Source organism: Ruegeria sp. F11 (genome assembly GCF_056533855.1).
The window spans coordinates 211,956-226,618 of the sequence record NZ_JBQFOW010000001.1; the positions used below are offsets into that span (position 1 = coordinate 211,956).

The window sequence follows — 14,663 nt, forward strand, 5'->3', positions numbered from 1 at the left end:
TCGCCGGGGGCAAAATAAAACGGAGCCACCGGGAAATTCGGTGGCTCCGCTAGGGTGGCTTTTCTCTATGAGGTGAGGGGGTCAGGCCTCATGAGCAAAAGCACGGGGGGTCTGCAATAAAGCGGTCTTCTGTTCGGGCGTGAAGGTGTCGGTCAGCGCCTCGATCAGTTTCAGGACATCCTGCCGTTCCGCTTCGGTCCGCGCCGCGCTCATCTGCTCGACAAAGTACTTTTCGAGATCGGTAAGCGGTTTGTGGTCGCGGTTGGCGGGGCTGAGTTCAGCCGCCTTCTTGGCGTTGAACAGATCCAGCGCCTGTTCTTCTTCCAGGAAGACATCTTCGTGAATGCCTGCAAAGTCACGGACGGCCGAGATGCGTTCCTCGGTACAATCCAGCAGGGCGGCCAGTGCGGCGACCTTGCCCATCGGGACGGTTTTCCCGACATAGTCATAAGGTGCGCAGGCCGACCGTTTCAGGACGCGGTCCATGACCGGGTCGATAACGGTGATGATGTCCTGGATACCCGAGTTTCGGGCGTATTCAAGCGAGCCGATCATCAGTTCGCAGGTGGCGTACGAAACTGAATTTTTCTCTTTCCCGCGTGTGAGGCGCTGGGTATCGACGCAGAACCGGGTGGATTCCCACATGGTTGCGCTGCGGAGTGGTGCTTCTCCGTCAAGGATCGCCGAGAATACGTCGGACAACATATGCGGTCCGGTGGTCTGAAGGGCACGCACGGCTGCGACGACATTCCCCCCGTCGTCGAGGCCGATTACATATGCCGGATCCAGATGGTCGAATTCATCGATTTCTTTGCCGTCTTCGATTTTGACGTCCCAGCCAAGGCGGCCGCCAAATACTCGTGCTCTCAACTCAAACATTTCGTCAAGAACGTCGCTGAACATATGTCTGTTCAGGCCATCTACCACGATGATCATTTCTACCCCCTTCGAGTGGTTGTTCGGTAAACTAGACGTTACCGGCTTGGGGGAGAATTTCTATTGGGGGTTTCCCGTATTTTGACGGAAATCGGCCAATTTTGTGTTTAACCTGGGGTAATAAGCCCAATTGCCACTGCGCGCCCGACGGCCTGTGGGGTGGTCAGTGCACTAAGCTTTTCCCGGCTGGAACGCAAGTGTACTTCTACGGTGCGGTGGGAAATCGACAAAATATCGCCGATATCCTGCTGAGATTTGCCTGCAGCCACCCATTGCAGGATCTCGGCCTCACGCGTCGAAAGGGTCGGATGATACAGGGCCCCGGTCAGATCATCCGAGGATACGACGTTGTCGTGGATATGCACTGCCATCGACTGCAGGTCGGCGATGACGTGGGTAAAGAGCTTTTTCCACTCTTCTCGGCTGCATTCCCGCGTGGCGCTCAGCAATCCTATATCACCATAAGGGCCGCGGACGGGAATCGTGACGCCCTGACTGGGCAGCCCAAAATCATGGGCATCTCTGAAGACGCGCTGAAAATCGGGGCTGCGTTCCAATCTGCTCCAATCCACGGGGGCAATACTGCGGCGCGCCATGTGGATGGTTGGATCGATCATAATCAGGCCCTGGTCCTGATAATGCTCTTTCCATGCATCGTCGTAAGTTACGTAGCCAGCCACTGTACCGGCTGCTGGGTTCATACCGGCATAAGCAGCATGATCCATGTCGTGCTTTTCGCAGACCTGGTGAAGAAACTCGGTGTATCGAGTTTCTGAATCCGGCAAAGTGCTCAGATCAAAAATTTCCATGCGGCGCCTACCAGCTGCGGCCCATCTTAAACTCGGTGGTGTTGCCGAGCTTTAACTTGACTTAGAGTGGAACCCAATTTACCTCACGGTAAAAACAACATCACACTTTTTTGACTATGACAAGACAACGCACTTAATGTGCGTGCATTTCGCGTGTCTGTGGGCTCTGATTAGAGTTATATTTGTCACTAACGGGCCTACGTTGGCCGATTGTGTCACAACCTTCAGGGTGCGGGCACCAGACCAGTCTCAACCAACATCCCCCGGGCTTTGGCCTCGGGGTAGTAGCCTTTGGCGTACAAAAAGATCGCTCTTTTTTGGTCTCCGTCCGACAAAAGCCACGCCCCGCGCAGGTATTTTCCGGCAAACTCCAAGTTCGTATCCGCGTCCAGCAACCCGTTCGCGTCGCCCTTGTATCCCATTGAACGCGCGGTGGCGGGCAGGATTTGTAGAAGGCCGTAGTAGGGTCGGTTCACGGCCCAAGGGCGATGGGTGCTTTCGCGGATCGCCAGCTTGTGCACCAGTTCGCGCGGCATCTCATAATGGTCAGCCCATTTGTTGATCGAGGCGCGCAGTTCTGGTGTTTCATTGGGGTAGAGCGGTGGATCGAACGGTTCCGCTTTCTGATTGCTGGGCCCGCTACACGCCGCCAGTGGAGCAACGAGCAAAAAGGCCAATATGCTGCGGCGAAGTAGTTGGGGCATAAGGTTTCTCCGAAGTCCGAGGGCCGATGATAGGGGTTGGGTTTCAGACCGCAACTGTCGCTGGAAATTCTGGCTGAAATTCGCTGGTGCGCGGGTGAAAAAAAGGCCGCGCAGAGCAGCGCGGCCTTTCAATTCTGGTGCTGTCAGCCGGATCAGGCTTTGGCTTCGTCTTCTTCAACCGGTGCTTCTTCGGCAACCAGTTCTTCGTCTTCCGACGCAGCCGAGCCAATATCGTCAAACAGTTCGGCGATTTCGAATTCAGCGGCGGCTTCTTCTTCAGCAGCCAGTTCCTGAATCGACTTGCCCGAAGCCTGCAGTTCGGCTTCTTCTTCCGAACGGGCGACGTTCATCTGGATCTCGACCTCGACCTCGGGGTGCAGTTTAACCGCCAGCGAGTGCAGACCCAGTTCCTTGATCGGTGCGATCAGGGCGATCTGTTTCTTGTCGACGGTAAAACCAGCCTCGGTTGCGGCGTCTGCGGCGTCACGCGGGGTGACCGAGCCGTACAGAGCACCAGCATCCGATGCCGAGCGAATCACGATGAACTGCTGACCGTCCAGCTTTTCAGCCAGTGCTTCAGCTTCTTTCTTGGTTTCCAGGTTGCGGGCCTCAAGCTGTGCTTTCTGGGCTTCGAACGAGGCGATGTTCGACTCGGACGCGCTCAGCGCTTTGCCTTGGGGCAGCAGGAAGTTGCGGGCGTAGCCGGGCTTGACGTCAACGACGTCACCCATCTGACCCAGTTTCGCAACGCGTTCCAGCAGGATAACTTGCATGTCAGTCTCTCCTTACTTCACGGCGTAGGGCAGCAGGGCAAGGAAGCGGGCGCGCTTGATCGCGCGGGCCAGCTCACGCTGCTTTTTCGCCGAAACGGCGGTGATGCGCGAAGGAACGATCTTGCCACGCTCAGAGATGTAGCGCTGCAGCAGACGGGTGTCTTTATAGTCGATCTTCGGCGCGTTGTCGCCCGAGAAGGGGCAGACCTTGCGGCGGCGGAAAAATGGTTTTGCGGCCATGGTTTAAGTCCTTTCGTCAGGCGTTGATCAACGGCGCTCGCGGCGGCCTTCGCGCTCATCGCGCTTCTGCATCTGGACCGAGGGGCCCTCGGCATGTTCGTCGACCTTGATGGTCAGAACGCGCATGACGTCTTCGTGCAGGCGCATCAGGCGCTCCATTTCCTGAACGGCGCCAGCGGGGGCGTCAGTCTTCAGGAAGGAATAGTGACCCTTGCGGTTCTTGTTGATCTTGTAAGCCATCGTCTTGACGCCCCAGTACTCGCTGTCGACGACGTTGCCGCCGTTGTCAGCCAGAACGGTGCCGAAATGTTCGACAAGGCTTTCTGCCTGCGCGTTGGACAGATCCTGACGCGCGATCATTACATGCTCATACAGTGGCATGTGCACTCCTGTTTATATCAAGGCGCATTTCAAAGGCGGGGTCATAGGTCCTTCGCGACCCTGCCACGAGAGGCTGCGCGATTCATATCGTTTGCGAAGGATGGCCCCGTATACACGTTTATGGCGGCGGGGCAAGCCCTGCCACAGATGCCCCTGTGAAGTCGCCCAATTTCCATTGGGCCGCCCAATTCCTGACGCTTTTCAAGCCGAGGTTGTTTTGTATACCGGATATTAACCGGAACGGACAACACTAATGACGGTAACCTTATGCAGGGTAAAAATGTTATGACCGCAACAAACACAAATACATTTCAGGAAAAGACGTCCGGCGCACGTTTTGAAAACTCTGTGCCGGTCATGATTGCCTTCGCGCCGAATTGGAAAGCCCGGCAGATACTGTCCCGCGTTATCGGCGTCTTTATGATTTTGGCCGCGTTCTCGATGTGGCTGATGCCCGGATCGGTCATCGGCGCGGATGTCTGGCCGATCAAATTGGCGGCTTCGATGCTGTTCCTGATTGTCGGTGTCAGCCTGATGACCGTTGAAATCCTCGATCCGCGGCCTGACGCATATTTTGACCCCATTCGCCGCGAAGTTCGTGTTCTGCAGAAAAATGAAGACGGACGTCCCCAAACCGTATTGCGCCGTGCCTATGATACGCTGGGCGGTGCGCGCTTCTCGGACGATGATGTCGAGTTGTATGACGTGGACGGCAGCCTGTTGATGAAACTGCCGCTGCAGTCGACAGATGTCAGCCGCGCGCTCAAAGGTCAGCTTAGCCAAAGCGTAACAATTTTCGCCTGAGTTTTATTCTGTTCAAAAAGGAACAGAGTTTGTGAAACAAAAATACTTGTGTGCCGCCCTAAGGCGGCACATTTTTGTTGTGAGCAACCCAAAATTGGTTTGCATCCACAAAAACGCGGAGATTGTCATGAAACCCATCCTACTTGCCGCCGCTCTGGCCGTGCCGGCAACCACGGCTTTTGCAAGCGCCGAAAAATACGTTCTGGACCCAAGCCACAGTCAGGTTGTTTTCAGCTATGACCACCTGGGGTTTTCGACCACCACCGGCATGTTCTCGGGCTTTGAGGGCGAGATCATGTTCGATCAGGAAGATCCGTCTGCCTCGACCGTCAGCGTGTCGATGCCTGTGCTTGAGATGTTCACCGGCTGGAAACCGCGCGAAGATCACTTTATGACCGAAGATTTCTTCGGCGCAACCGAAGGCGATCTGATCACCTTCACTTCGACCGGGATCGAAGTGACCGGCGAAAACACCGCCAACATCACCGGTGATCTGACCATGAACGGCGTGACCAAGTCGGTCGTTCTGGACGCCAAGCTGAACAAGGTCGATCAGCACCCGATGGCCAACAAGCCATGGGCCGGGTTCAACGCCACCACGACCTTGACCCGCAGCGAGTTCGATCTGGGCCAGTTCGCGCCGTTCGTCAGCGACGAGGTGCAGATCCAGATCTCGGTTGAGGCGCAAAAGGCCGAATAAACCTCAACCCCGAAACAGTGAAACCGCCGGTGGCCCTTGCCCCGGCGGTTTTTTATTCGCCCTGTGTGGCGGTCAGGTTGATCGTGACGATCACGGCAAAGGCCAGTGAATCCTCGGCAGGCATTGAAGCACCGATGCCGAAATCCAGGCGGTTCAACTCCAGTTCTCCGGATACCACTGCGGTGTTATCCTGCATCTCAAGCGTGAAGGGCAGCACGACGTCGAGGGATTTATCCCGGATGGTGAGTGGGCCACGGGCCTCGTAGCCGGTTTCGGTTTTGAACAGGTCGGCCTTGAAGCTGGCGGTCGGAAACTGGCCGTTGTCGAAGAAATCCGCCCCCATTGCCTGATCAGTCACTGTGCCCAGGCTGAGCGATCCGATGGCGATGGTCACATCGACGGACCCGGCTGGCCCGGGCTCGGCTGGGTCGTCAAAGGCGATCGCGGCGGTCCAGTCGGCAAAGCTGCCGGTCACCGGGCTGCCAAGCTGGGTGATGGTGATCGACAGCGTGCCGTCCTGCACCTGCCAGTCGGACTGGACCTCGGCCAGTTCGGCGGTGTCTGTCGCGGCGGTCGAGTGGTGGGAAAAGACCCCCATGCCGTACCCACCTGCCAGCACGGCACCCCAGACGGCAACTGCGGCCAGAACAGGCACAGCCGAGTGTTTCTGTGCCGGCGGCTGCGGGGCGTCGGACTGGCCAGGCAGCATGCGGCGCAATGTACTGTCTTTGTCGATAACGTGGTGTTTCAGGGCGCCCGCGATGTGCAGCACCAGCGACCCTCCCAGAACCCAGATGAACAGCCAATGCAGCGCCGCCGTCAGTTCCGCCAGATGCGCGGATTTCGGCACAAAGGGCAGGTTTTGGCCGAAGGGCCAGAAGATCGGGGCAAACCCCTCGGCGGCGGCGTGGTGAACCCAGCCAGTCAGGGGCACCAGCACCAGCGAGGCATAAAGCATCCAATGCACGGTCTCGGCGGCGAAGGCCTCGGGCTTGTTCTCCGCATTCAAGAGGCCCGGCTTGGGTTGTGACAGCGCCCAAAGGATGCGGGCGAGGGCGGCAAAGAAGACGGTGACGCCAACCGTCTTGTGGATCGTGAACAGACGTGCGGCGAGGGCGATATCTGCCTCGGTCGTCGGAATGTTCGGGTCATAGATCGCGTGTGCCAGGTTGTTCGCGACGCACCCCAAAGGCAGCGCCGTGAAGATCAGCAAAGCGATGAGCCAATGGAAGGTCTTGGTCACGCTGCCATAGCTGGAGAATGTGTTGGTCAGGGCCATTGGTCGAACGCTCCCGGGTTGGTCGGTTGGGACCAACCTAAAGCGGTGCGGACAGGACACAAGTAGGTGGCTGCGCACAACACCGGTGCCCGAATGCAGAGCAAACGCAGCGCTTGTGCCGCGTGCTCAGTCAGTTTACACCCCGCCGCAACCTAACGTCATCCATGAGGTTGCAATGACACTCGCGTTCGTTTTCCCGGGGCAGGGCGCCCAGACCATCGGTATGGGCAAGGCTCTGGCCGAGGCTTATCCCGCCGCGCAGGCCGTTTTCGATGAGGTGGACGAGGCGCTAGGTGAAAAGCTGAGCAGCCTGATCTGGGAGGGCGATATCGCCGATCTGACGCTGACGCAGAACGCGCAGCCTGCGCTGATGGCAACCTCGATAGCAGCGATGCGCGCGCTTGAGGCTGCGGGAGTCTCGGTCACGAAAGCAGCTTTCGTGGCAGGGCATTCGCTGGGTGAATACTCGGCGCTGGCGGCCGCCGGTGCGCTGAGCGTCGCAGACACCGCGCGTCTGCTGCGGACGCGTGGGCAGGCGATGCAGAGCGCCGTGCCGGTGGGCGAGGGCGCGATGGCCGCCATTCTGGGGCTCGATCTGGACGCGGTTCGCGCCGTCGCTGAAGAGGCCGCGCAAGGTGAGGTATGTCAGGCCGCCAACGACAACGACCCGACTCAGGTTGTGGTGTCGGGGTCAAAGGCCGCCGTGGAACGGGCGGCTGAGATTGCCAAGGAAAAAGGGGCGAAACGCGCGGTTATGCTGCCGGTGAGTGCCCCGTTCCATTGTGCGCTGATGCAGCCCGCTGCCGATGTCATGGCCGAAGCTCTGGCTGCGGTCGAAATCAAAGCGCCTGCCGTTCCGCTGATCGCGAATGTGCGCGCCGAGGCGGTCAGCGATCCGGACCTGATCCGGAAATTGCTGGTCGAGCAGGTCACAGGATCGGTCCGTTGGCGCGAAAGCGTTCAGTACATGGCGGCGCAGGGTGTGACCAAAACGTGGGAGATTGGCGCTGGTAAGGCTCTGTCTGGTATGATCCGCAAGATCGATCGCGCCATCGCGGGCAAGGCGGTGGGCACGCCCGAAGATGTACAAAAGGCTGTTCAGGCCGATTCGTAAGGACAAAACGCGCCCCACGGGGCGCAGTACGAAGGAAACAGAATGTTTGATTTGACAGGTAAGAACGCACTGATCACCGGTGCTTCGGGCGGAATTGGCGGCGACATTGCTCGCGCACTATACGGCGCCGGAGCCACGGTCGGACTGTCGGGTACGCGGGTTAAGCCTCTGCAGGCATTGGCCGACGAATTGGGCGAGCGTGCCCATGTGCTGCCCTGCAACCTGAGCGACCCCGAGGCGGTCGACGCTTTGCCAAAGCAGGCCGCCGAAGTGATGGGTTCGGTCGACATTCTGGTTAATAACGCCGGGATTACACGGGACAATCTGTTCATGCGCATGTCGGATGACGAATGGCAGAGCGTTATTGACGTGAACATGACCTCGACCATGAGACTGTGCAGAGGTGTTATCCGCGGCATGATGAAGTCGCGCTGGGGCCGGATTGTGAATGTTTCGTCTGTCGTGGCGGCAATCGGCAACCCCGGTCAGACAAACTACGCGGCTTCAAAGGCCGGAATGATCGGGTTTTCCAAAGCCTTGGCGCATGAAGTTGCGACGCGCGGTATTACCGTGAACGCCGTTGCACCGGGCTTTATTACGACCGCGATGACCGAGAAGTTGACAGAGGAACAGAAGAAGGGGCTGTTGCTCAAAGTTCCCGCAGGCCGCATGGGTGATCCCAAGGAAATCGCGGCAGCAGTGGTTTATCTTGCCAGCCCCGAGGCGGGTTATGTGACAGGAAGCACCTTGCATGTGAACGGCGGTATGGCCATGTTGTGACGGCGACACGGGGCGGATGCGAAAGCGTTTGCCTTGGGCGTTGTCTGTGCTATAGGCGGCGCATTCAAACAGGGGCCGGTCGTTCAGGTCGGCCTTCTACTTTCCCGCTGACACGGGACCCAAACCGCCCGGAACGGGCAAATCAAGGCCACCCCGCGCGGGCAAGGGCAGAACCGGGCAGAGCGCCCTGAAACGGAATGAGGAATTGATATGAGCGACGTCGCAGATCGCGTTAAGAAGATCGTTGTTGAGCACCTGGGTGTTGAAGAAGATAAAGTCGCGGAAAACGCCTCTTTTATCGACGACCTAGGCGCAGACAGCCTGGACACTGTTGAGCTGGTCATGGCCTTCGAAGAAGAGTTCGGCATCGAGATCCCCGATGACGCAGCCGAGACCATCCAGACCTTTGGCGACGCCGTCAAATTCATCACCGAAGCGTCCTAAGCGTTTCGAAGCTGATAGAAAGCGGCGCTTCCGGGCAACGGAGGCGCCGCTTTTTTGTTTCCGCACGAAATTCACGCTTGCGTAACGTGTGTGCGCTTATCACTGTTTCCACTGAGGCATAATTCCAAGTGGACAGACCATGATAAGATCCACCCCGATGATCAATACCGCCCGGCTGACGCTGTGTGCGATGCGGCCTGAGGATTTCGACCGGTTCGCCGAGATATGGCGCGACCCCTGTGTCGTGCGGCATATCGGGGGTTCACCCAAATCGCGGGGCGAGGCGTGGGATTCGTTTCTGCGCAATGCAGGCCATTGGCAAATGGCCGGATTTGGCCAGTGGGCGGTGCTGCAGCAATCGAATCGGAAGATGGTCGGACAGGCCGGATTCTTCTACGGCAATCGCAACTTGGGCGAAGATTTTGATGCCTTTCCCGAAGCCGGTTGGGTTCTGGCCCCCGAGGTGCAGGGGCAGGGGTTCGGGTATGAGGCTGCGAAGGCTGCTCATGACTGGTTTGATCGGGTGATTCCGGGACGTTTGGTCGCGATGGTCGATGCGAGCAACGTCGCTTCGCAAAAGCTTGCGAAGAAACTGGGTTACGTGGTCATGCGCGAAGAAACGTATGGGGGTACGCCTGTGCATCTTCTGCGACGGAACGGTCCGCCTGCCCGCGCATAATTCCGCCGAATTTTGCGCATGCCGCAAAAGGACCAAACTTTGCCGATCCCAGTCCAAACGCGCTTTTGGCGCGTGTGTATGGTATGCTGGATTTGCACAGCGATTGAGCGGAGGACCATGCTCATGAGGGTTTACCCAACAATGGAACTGCAGAACGGCCGGTGTGTCACGTTGGACAAGGGCCGACTGGAAGACGCGATGATCTGGCATGTTAACCCGGTCGAAACGGCGCGCAGTTGGTCTGCGGCTGGTGCTGACTGGATGCAGTTGACGGATTTCGATGCGATCGAAGGCCGGGACACCAATGCCGAACTTGTGGAAGAGATTATCCGGACATCCGAAATGTCGGTGCAACTGGCGGGCGGCATGCGCACCCGTGAACAAGTAGAGCATTGGATCGGCAAGGGCGCAGGGCGCGTTGTGATCGGTACGCTGGCCGCCTGGGACCCGAACTTGGTCAAGGAACTGGCCAAGCTTTATCCGGATCAGATCGTGCTGGCGGTCGATGTATGGCGCGGGTTCGTCATGACCGAAGGCTGGCGCAGCCAAAGCGCCTTTACGCCCGAAGCGTTTATCGACGCTTTTGCGGGAACACCGTTCGCCGCCATTCTTGTGACCGATATCGACAGCGACATGGAAGATGTCGAGGCGCAGCTGGGCCTGATCTCGGGTCTGGCACAGCATTCGCGGACGCCGGTGATTGCAAGTGGTGTGGTGCGCACAGTCGATGATATCTCGCGGCTGGCGTATATTCCCAACATTTCCGGTGCGATTGTCGGGCGCGCGTTGTTCCGTAAGACTGTGGACCTGACCGAGGCGCTCGCGGTGACGACCGGGGCGCATGAGCCGGTCGCGCAGTTCCAGTAAGCTTCCTAGCCCATGAAAACTGCGGCTTCTTCGGGAAACCGCAAGAGGCCGCATTTGCTTTTGGCGGATTTGGGCCGGTTTCCGTTTACCTTAAGAGGTATTGGCGTTCGTCTGATGGTGTGGATTGCGCTGTTGCTCTTGCCCCCGCCCCCTGCGCCGGGGTAAGAGCGGTTCTCATAACAGGAAGCAGGCAAGAGGCACTTCATGCGCAGAGTCGTTGTTACCGGTCTGGGATTGGTCACTCCTTTGGCCAGTGGGGTCGAGGAAACCTGGTCGCGTCTGTTGGACGGGGAATCCGGCGCAGGCCCGATCACCCTTTTCGATGCTGAGGCGAGCGGTGTCACAACCACCTATGCCTGCGAGGTGCCGCGCGGCGACGGTACAAACGGCACGTTCAATCCCGATGACTGGATGCCGCCGAAAGAGCAGCGCAAGATCGAGGATTTTATCCTCTATTCCATCGCTGCGGCTGAAATGGCCTGCAAGGACGCGGATTGGTTGCCCGAGGATGAAGAGGACCGTCTGCGCACCGGCGTGCTGATTGGCTCGGGGATCGGTGGGCTTGGGTCGATTGCAGAAACCGCGAACCTGATCCGCGACAAGGGCCCGCGCCGGGTTTCGCCCTTCTTTATTCCCGGCGCGTTGATCAACCTCGCGTCGGGGCAGGTGTCGATCCGGTTCGGCTTCAAAGGGCCGAACCACTCGGTCGTGACCGCCTGTTCAACAGGCGCGCATGCTATCGGCGATGCCAGCCGGATCATCCGCGCGGGTGACGCTGACGTCATGATCGCGGGTGGCGGCGAAGGCTGCATCTGTGAGATCGGTATCGCCGGGTTCAACTCGTGCAAGGCGCTTTCGACCAAATATGCCGACGATCCGAAAAAGGCGAGCCGCCCTTACGACATTGATCGCGACGGGTTCGTGATGGGCGAAGGGTCTGGCATCGTCGTTCTTGAGGACTACGAGCACGCAAAAGCGCGCGGCGCGAAAATCTATGCCGAGGTGCTGGGCTATGGCATGTCGGGCGACGCCTATCACATCACCGCGCCGTCCGAGGATGGCGACGGGGCCGAGCGCTCGATGAAGGCAGCGTTGCGCAGTGCCGGGCTGGAACCCAAAGATCTGGATTACATCAACGCACATGGCACGTCGACCATGGCGGATACGATTGAACTGGGTGCTGTTGAACGTCTGCTGGGCGATCACGCCAGCAATGCGACCATGACCTCGACCAAATCGGCCACTGGGCACCTGCTGGGGGCTGCGGGCGCGATTGAGGCGATCTTTTCGATCCTTGCGATCCGGGATCAGGTCGCGCCTCCGACGATCAATCTGGATAACGCTGCGGTGGAAACTCCGATTGATCTGGCACCCAACGCCAAGCGCGAGCGTGAGATCAATGTGGCGCTGTCGAACTCGTTCGGGTTTGGCGGTACCAATGCCAGCGTGATCTTCGGAAAGGTCAGTTAAATGTGGCGGGCCTTGGCATCGAACGCGCTGACCATTCTGGTGGTCAGCCTGTTTCTGCTGGGCGGCCTGATCCTGTGGGGTCAGACGCAGTACAAGGCCGAGGGCCCGCTGGAAACTGCCATCTGCCTGCAGGTCGAAGGCGGGTCGAACATGACCCGCGTCAGCCGCGAACTGGAGGATCAGGGGGCGATCAGCAGTTCGATGCTGTTTCGGATGGCGGCGGATTATACGGACAAGACGCAGCAGTTGAAGGCGGGCAGCTTTCTGGTGCGCGAGGGCGCGTCGATGGAGCAGATCATCGACGAAATCACCAGCAGCGGTGTCAGCACATGCGGATCTGAGATAGAATACCGGATCGGTGTCACCCGCATTCAGACGCGCGTGCGCGAGTTGAACCCGGCCACGCTGGATTTTGACGAGATCGCTTTGTTCGACGCCACGGATGAAGAAATCCCCGAAGCCTATGCCGAAAAGCGCGCCGAGGCGGATACCCGCTATCGGGTTTCGGTCGCTGAAGGTGTGACCTCGTGGCAGGTGGTTGAAGCGCTGAAGGGTTTTGAGGCGTTGACCGGTGAGGTCGCCGAAATTCCCGCTGAGGGGATGTTGGCCCCGGATAGTTACGACATCAAGCCGGGTGATGATCGGAGCGCGGTGCTGCAGGCGATGCAGGACAAGCAGCAATTGCGGATCAATGCTGTGTGGGAAAGCCGTCAGGATGACCTGCCTTTGGCGAACCCCGAGGAAATGCTGATCCTTGCCTCGATCATCGAGAAGGAAACCGGGGTGCCGAATGAACGCGGTCAGGTGGCCAGCGTGTTTGTAAATCGTCTGCGTCAGGGTATGAAACTGCAAACGGACCCGACGGTGATTTATGGTGTCACCAAGGGGCAGGGCGTGTTGGGTCGCGGCTTACGTCGCAGCGAATTGCGCCGTCCAACGCCTTGGAATACTTACGTGATTGACGGTCTGCCGCCGACGCCGATTGCCAATCCTGGGCAGGCGAGCCTTGAGGCCGCTGTTGCCCCGGACTCGACGAACTATGTGTTCTTCGTTGCGGACGGAACCGGCGGGCACGCCTTTGCCGAAACGCTGCAGGAGCACAATCGGAACGTCGCGAAATGGCGGGAGATTGAGGCCGAAAGGAACTCGGGCAACTAAATCCGAAGGTTTGAATTGAAAAGGGCGGTGTTTTGCACCGCCCTTTTTTTGTTTATGCGGCAGGCCGACGGCGAGGGCGGCGGCGTTTTGACGACGGTTTGGCATCTCCGTTCGCCGCCTGCGGTTTTGGGCCGCGACGGCGGTTGTTCTGACGCCTTGCTGGTTTCTTGGGTTCAACCGCTTCGGGCTGGGTGTCGCTGGCGACCGGAATCTCGATTTTCATCAGCTTCTGGATCTGGCGCAGCAGATCGACCTCCTCCGGAGAACAGAAGGCGATGCCTTCACCTTCGCGCCCGGCGCGGGCGGTGCGGCCGATCCGGTGGACATAGTTGTCGGGCACCTCGGGCAGGTCGTAGTTTATTACGTAAGCCACACCCGGAATGTCGATGCCGCGCGCCGCGACATCGGTGGCGACGAGGACGTTTATTTCCCCGGCCCGGAACGCCTTGATGGCGCGGTCGCGCTGGCCCTGGCTTTTGTTGCCGTGGATCGACGCAGCGTTAAACCCATCGGCCACGAGGCCTTTCATCAGCTTCTCCGCACCATGTTTCGTGCGCGAGAATACCAGTGTCAGGGCGTCCATGTCCTGAGACAGGATTTCGCGCAGCTTCGCCGGTTTCTCCGGCTTGCTGACGAAATGAACCGATTGCGTGATTTTGTCTGCGGCTTTGCCGGGGGGCGAGACCTGCACCCGTTGCGGGTTGGTCAGATACGCGCGGCTGAGCTCTTCCATCTGTTTGGGCATGGTGGCCGAGAACAGCATCGTCTGGCGCGGCGTTCCAAGCTGAGGCGCGATTTTGCGCAGGGCGTGGATGAAGCCCAGATCGAGCATCTGGTCCGCTTCGTCCAGAACCAGATGGCGGACGGAACCAAGGTCAACCGCGCCGCGATCCATAAGATCGATCAGGCGGCCGGGCGTTGCGACAAGGATGTCCGTGCCGCGCGACAGAAACGAAATCTGCTTGTTGATGGACTGTCCGCCCACAACTGTCGCAACCCGCAGTTTCGTCTTTTGTGTCAGGCCGCGCAGGCTTTCGGCGATCTGGTTTACCAACTCGCGCGTGGGGGCAAGGATCAGGGCCTTGGCGGTCTTGGGCGCGGGTTTGCCGGGTTGCGCCAGCAGGTGGTCGATCAGCGGCAGGCCAAAGGCCAGCGTCTTGCCAGTGCCGGTCTGAGCAAGACCCAGAATGTCATGACCGTTCAGCGCCAGCGGAATCGCCTGGTTCTGAATCGGGGTGGGTTGAGTGAAATTCGCGCGTTTCAGCGCGTCATTCAGTGCCGGCGCAAGGCCGAGCATATCAAAGTCGAACAAATATCTTTCCTTCCATGCCCGTGGCACTGACCAACGGGCAAGTCGTCATGGGCCGCATACGCGACCAGCGAGGGTTGTGCGAGACCTCGGGACAGGCAGGCGCATCCTGCTTTATCCGGTCTTCGCGTCAAGAACCCTGCGTGATGGGGAACTATGGGGTGGATCGGGCGCTGTGGGGGCCTTGGATGGCCCGAATGCTCACGCGGCAGCGCT

General features: G+C 59.0%; 17 protein-coding genes. 9 read left to right on the top strand and 8 right to left on the bottom strand.

Annotated elements, in window-relative coordinates; genetic code table 11:
- Positions 1 to 81: 81 nt before the first annotated feature.
- From ACR0NJ_RS01065 to rpsF, 6 genes are all read right to left on the bottom strand, one after another.
- Entirely contained in the window at positions 82 to 936 is an 855-nt protein-coding gene (locus ACR0NJ_RS01065) for an acyl-homoserine-lactone synthase (protein ID WP_480815282.1), read from the bottom strand.
- Between the two features lie 107 nt (positions 937 to 1,043).
- Positions 1,044 to 1,745, bottom strand: coding sequence for an autoinducer binding domain-containing protein (locus ACR0NJ_RS01070; protein WP_480815283.1), 702 nt, complete (start codon positions 1,743 to 1,745; stop codon positions 1,044 to 1,046).
- 224 nt (positions 1,746 to 1,969) lie between these two features.
- Entirely contained in the window at positions 1,970 to 2,449 is a 480-nt protein-coding gene (locus ACR0NJ_RS01075; RefSeq protein ID WP_480815284.1) for a lytic transglycosylase domain-containing protein, read from the bottom strand.
- Between the two features lie 152 nt (positions 2,450 to 2,601).
- Complete coding sequence (gene rplI / locus ACR0NJ_RS01080; RefSeq protein WP_480815285.1) at positions 2,602 to 3,222, bottom strand: 50S ribosomal protein L9; 621 nt, start codon at positions 3,220 to 3,222, stop codon at positions 2,602 to 2,604.
- A gap of 12 nt (positions 3,223 to 3,234) precedes the next feature.
- Positions 3,235 to 3,462, bottom strand: a complete 228-nt coding sequence (gene rpsR / locus ACR0NJ_RS01085) for a 30S ribosomal protein S18 (protein ID WP_005982441.1) — start codon at positions 3,460 to 3,462, stop codon at positions 3,235 to 3,237.
- 27 nt (positions 3,463 to 3,489) lie between these two features.
- Complete coding sequence (rpsF, locus tag ACR0NJ_RS01090) at positions 3,490 to 3,843, bottom strand: 30S ribosomal protein S6 (RefSeq protein ID WP_039529890.1); 354 nt, start codon at positions 3,841 to 3,843, stop codon at positions 3,490 to 3,492.
- A 285-nt stretch (positions 3,844 to 4,128) separates the two neighbouring features.
- On the opposite strand from rpsF, the gene ACR0NJ_RS01095 reads away from it, so the two are divergent.
- Together ACR0NJ_RS01095 and ACR0NJ_RS01100 are read left to right on the top strand one after the other, a co-directional pair.
- Complete coding sequence (locus tag ACR0NJ_RS01095) at positions 4,129 to 4,647, top strand: hypothetical protein (RefSeq protein ID WP_480815286.1); 519 nt, start codon at positions 4,129 to 4,131, stop codon at positions 4,645 to 4,647.
- 127 nt (positions 4,648 to 4,774) lie between these two features.
- Complete coding sequence (locus tag ACR0NJ_RS01100) at positions 4,775 to 5,347, top strand: YceI family protein (protein WP_480815287.1); 573 nt, start codon at positions 4,775 to 4,777, stop codon at positions 5,345 to 5,347.
- Between the two features lie 52 nt (positions 5,348 to 5,399).
- Here the strand turns inward: ACR0NJ_RS01100 and ACR0NJ_RS01105 are convergent, their stop codons facing one another.
- Positions 5,400 to 6,626, bottom strand: a complete 1,227-nt coding sequence (locus ACR0NJ_RS01105) for a cytochrome b/b6 domain-containing protein (protein ID WP_480815288.1) — start codon at positions 6,624 to 6,626, stop codon at positions 5,400 to 5,402.
- A 175-nt stretch (positions 6,627 to 6,801) separates the two neighbouring features.
- Between ACR0NJ_RS01105 and fabD the strand changes: the two genes are divergently transcribed.
- The 7 genes from fabD to mltG all read left to right on the top strand — a co-directional run bounded on the left by fabD (position 6,802) and on the right by mltG (position 13,138).
- Positions 6,802 to 7,740: an ACP S-malonyltransferase gene (fabD, locus tag ACR0NJ_RS01110; protein WP_480815289.1), complete on the top strand. Its 939-nt coding sequence runs from the start codon at positions 6,802 to 6,804 to the stop codon at positions 7,738 to 7,740.
- 42 nt (positions 7,741 to 7,782) lie between these two features.
- Positions 7,783 to 8,520, top strand: coding sequence for a 3-oxoacyl-[acyl-carrier-protein] reductase (gene fabG / locus ACR0NJ_RS01115; protein WP_480815290.1), 738 nt, complete (start codon positions 7,783 to 7,785; stop codon positions 8,518 to 8,520).
- A gap of 210 nt (positions 8,521 to 8,730) precedes the next feature.
- Positions 8,731 to 8,964, top strand: a complete 234-nt coding sequence (locus tag ACR0NJ_RS01120) for an acyl carrier protein (protein ID WP_039529899.1) — start codon at positions 8,731 to 8,733, stop codon at positions 8,962 to 8,964.
- 139 nt (positions 8,965 to 9,103) lie between these two features.
- Entirely contained in the window at positions 9,104 to 9,643 is a 540-nt protein-coding gene (locus ACR0NJ_RS01125) for a GNAT family N-acetyltransferase (RefSeq protein WP_480815291.1), read from the top strand.
- Positions 9,644 to 9,766: 123 nt separating this feature from the next.
- Positions 9,767 to 10,510, top strand: coding sequence for a 1-(5-phosphoribosyl)-5-[(5-phosphoribosylamino)methylideneamino]imidazole-4-carboxamide isomerase (locus tag ACR0NJ_RS01130; RefSeq protein WP_480815292.1), 744 nt, complete (start codon positions 9,767 to 9,769; stop codon positions 10,508 to 10,510).
- A gap of 204 nt (positions 10,511 to 10,714) precedes the next feature.
- Entirely contained in the window at positions 10,715 to 11,980 is a 1,266-nt protein-coding gene (gene fabF / locus ACR0NJ_RS01135) for a beta-ketoacyl-ACP synthase II (RefSeq protein WP_480815293.1), read from the top strand.
- Positions 11,981 to 13,138: an endolytic transglycosylase MltG gene (gene mltG, locus ACR0NJ_RS01140; protein ID WP_480815294.1), complete on the top strand. Its 1,158-nt coding sequence runs from the start codon at positions 11,981 to 11,983 to the stop codon at positions 13,136 to 13,138. It begins immediately after the preceding gene.
- 52 nt (positions 13,139 to 13,190) lie between these two features.
- Here the strand turns inward: mltG and ACR0NJ_RS01145 are convergent, their stop codons facing one another.
- A complete protein-coding gene (locus ACR0NJ_RS01145) occupies positions 13,191 to 14,450 on the bottom strand; it encodes a DEAD/DEAH box helicase (RefSeq protein ID WP_480815295.1) in 1,260 nt (419 codons plus the stop codon).
- Positions 14,451 to 14,663: the final 213 nt, after the last annotated feature.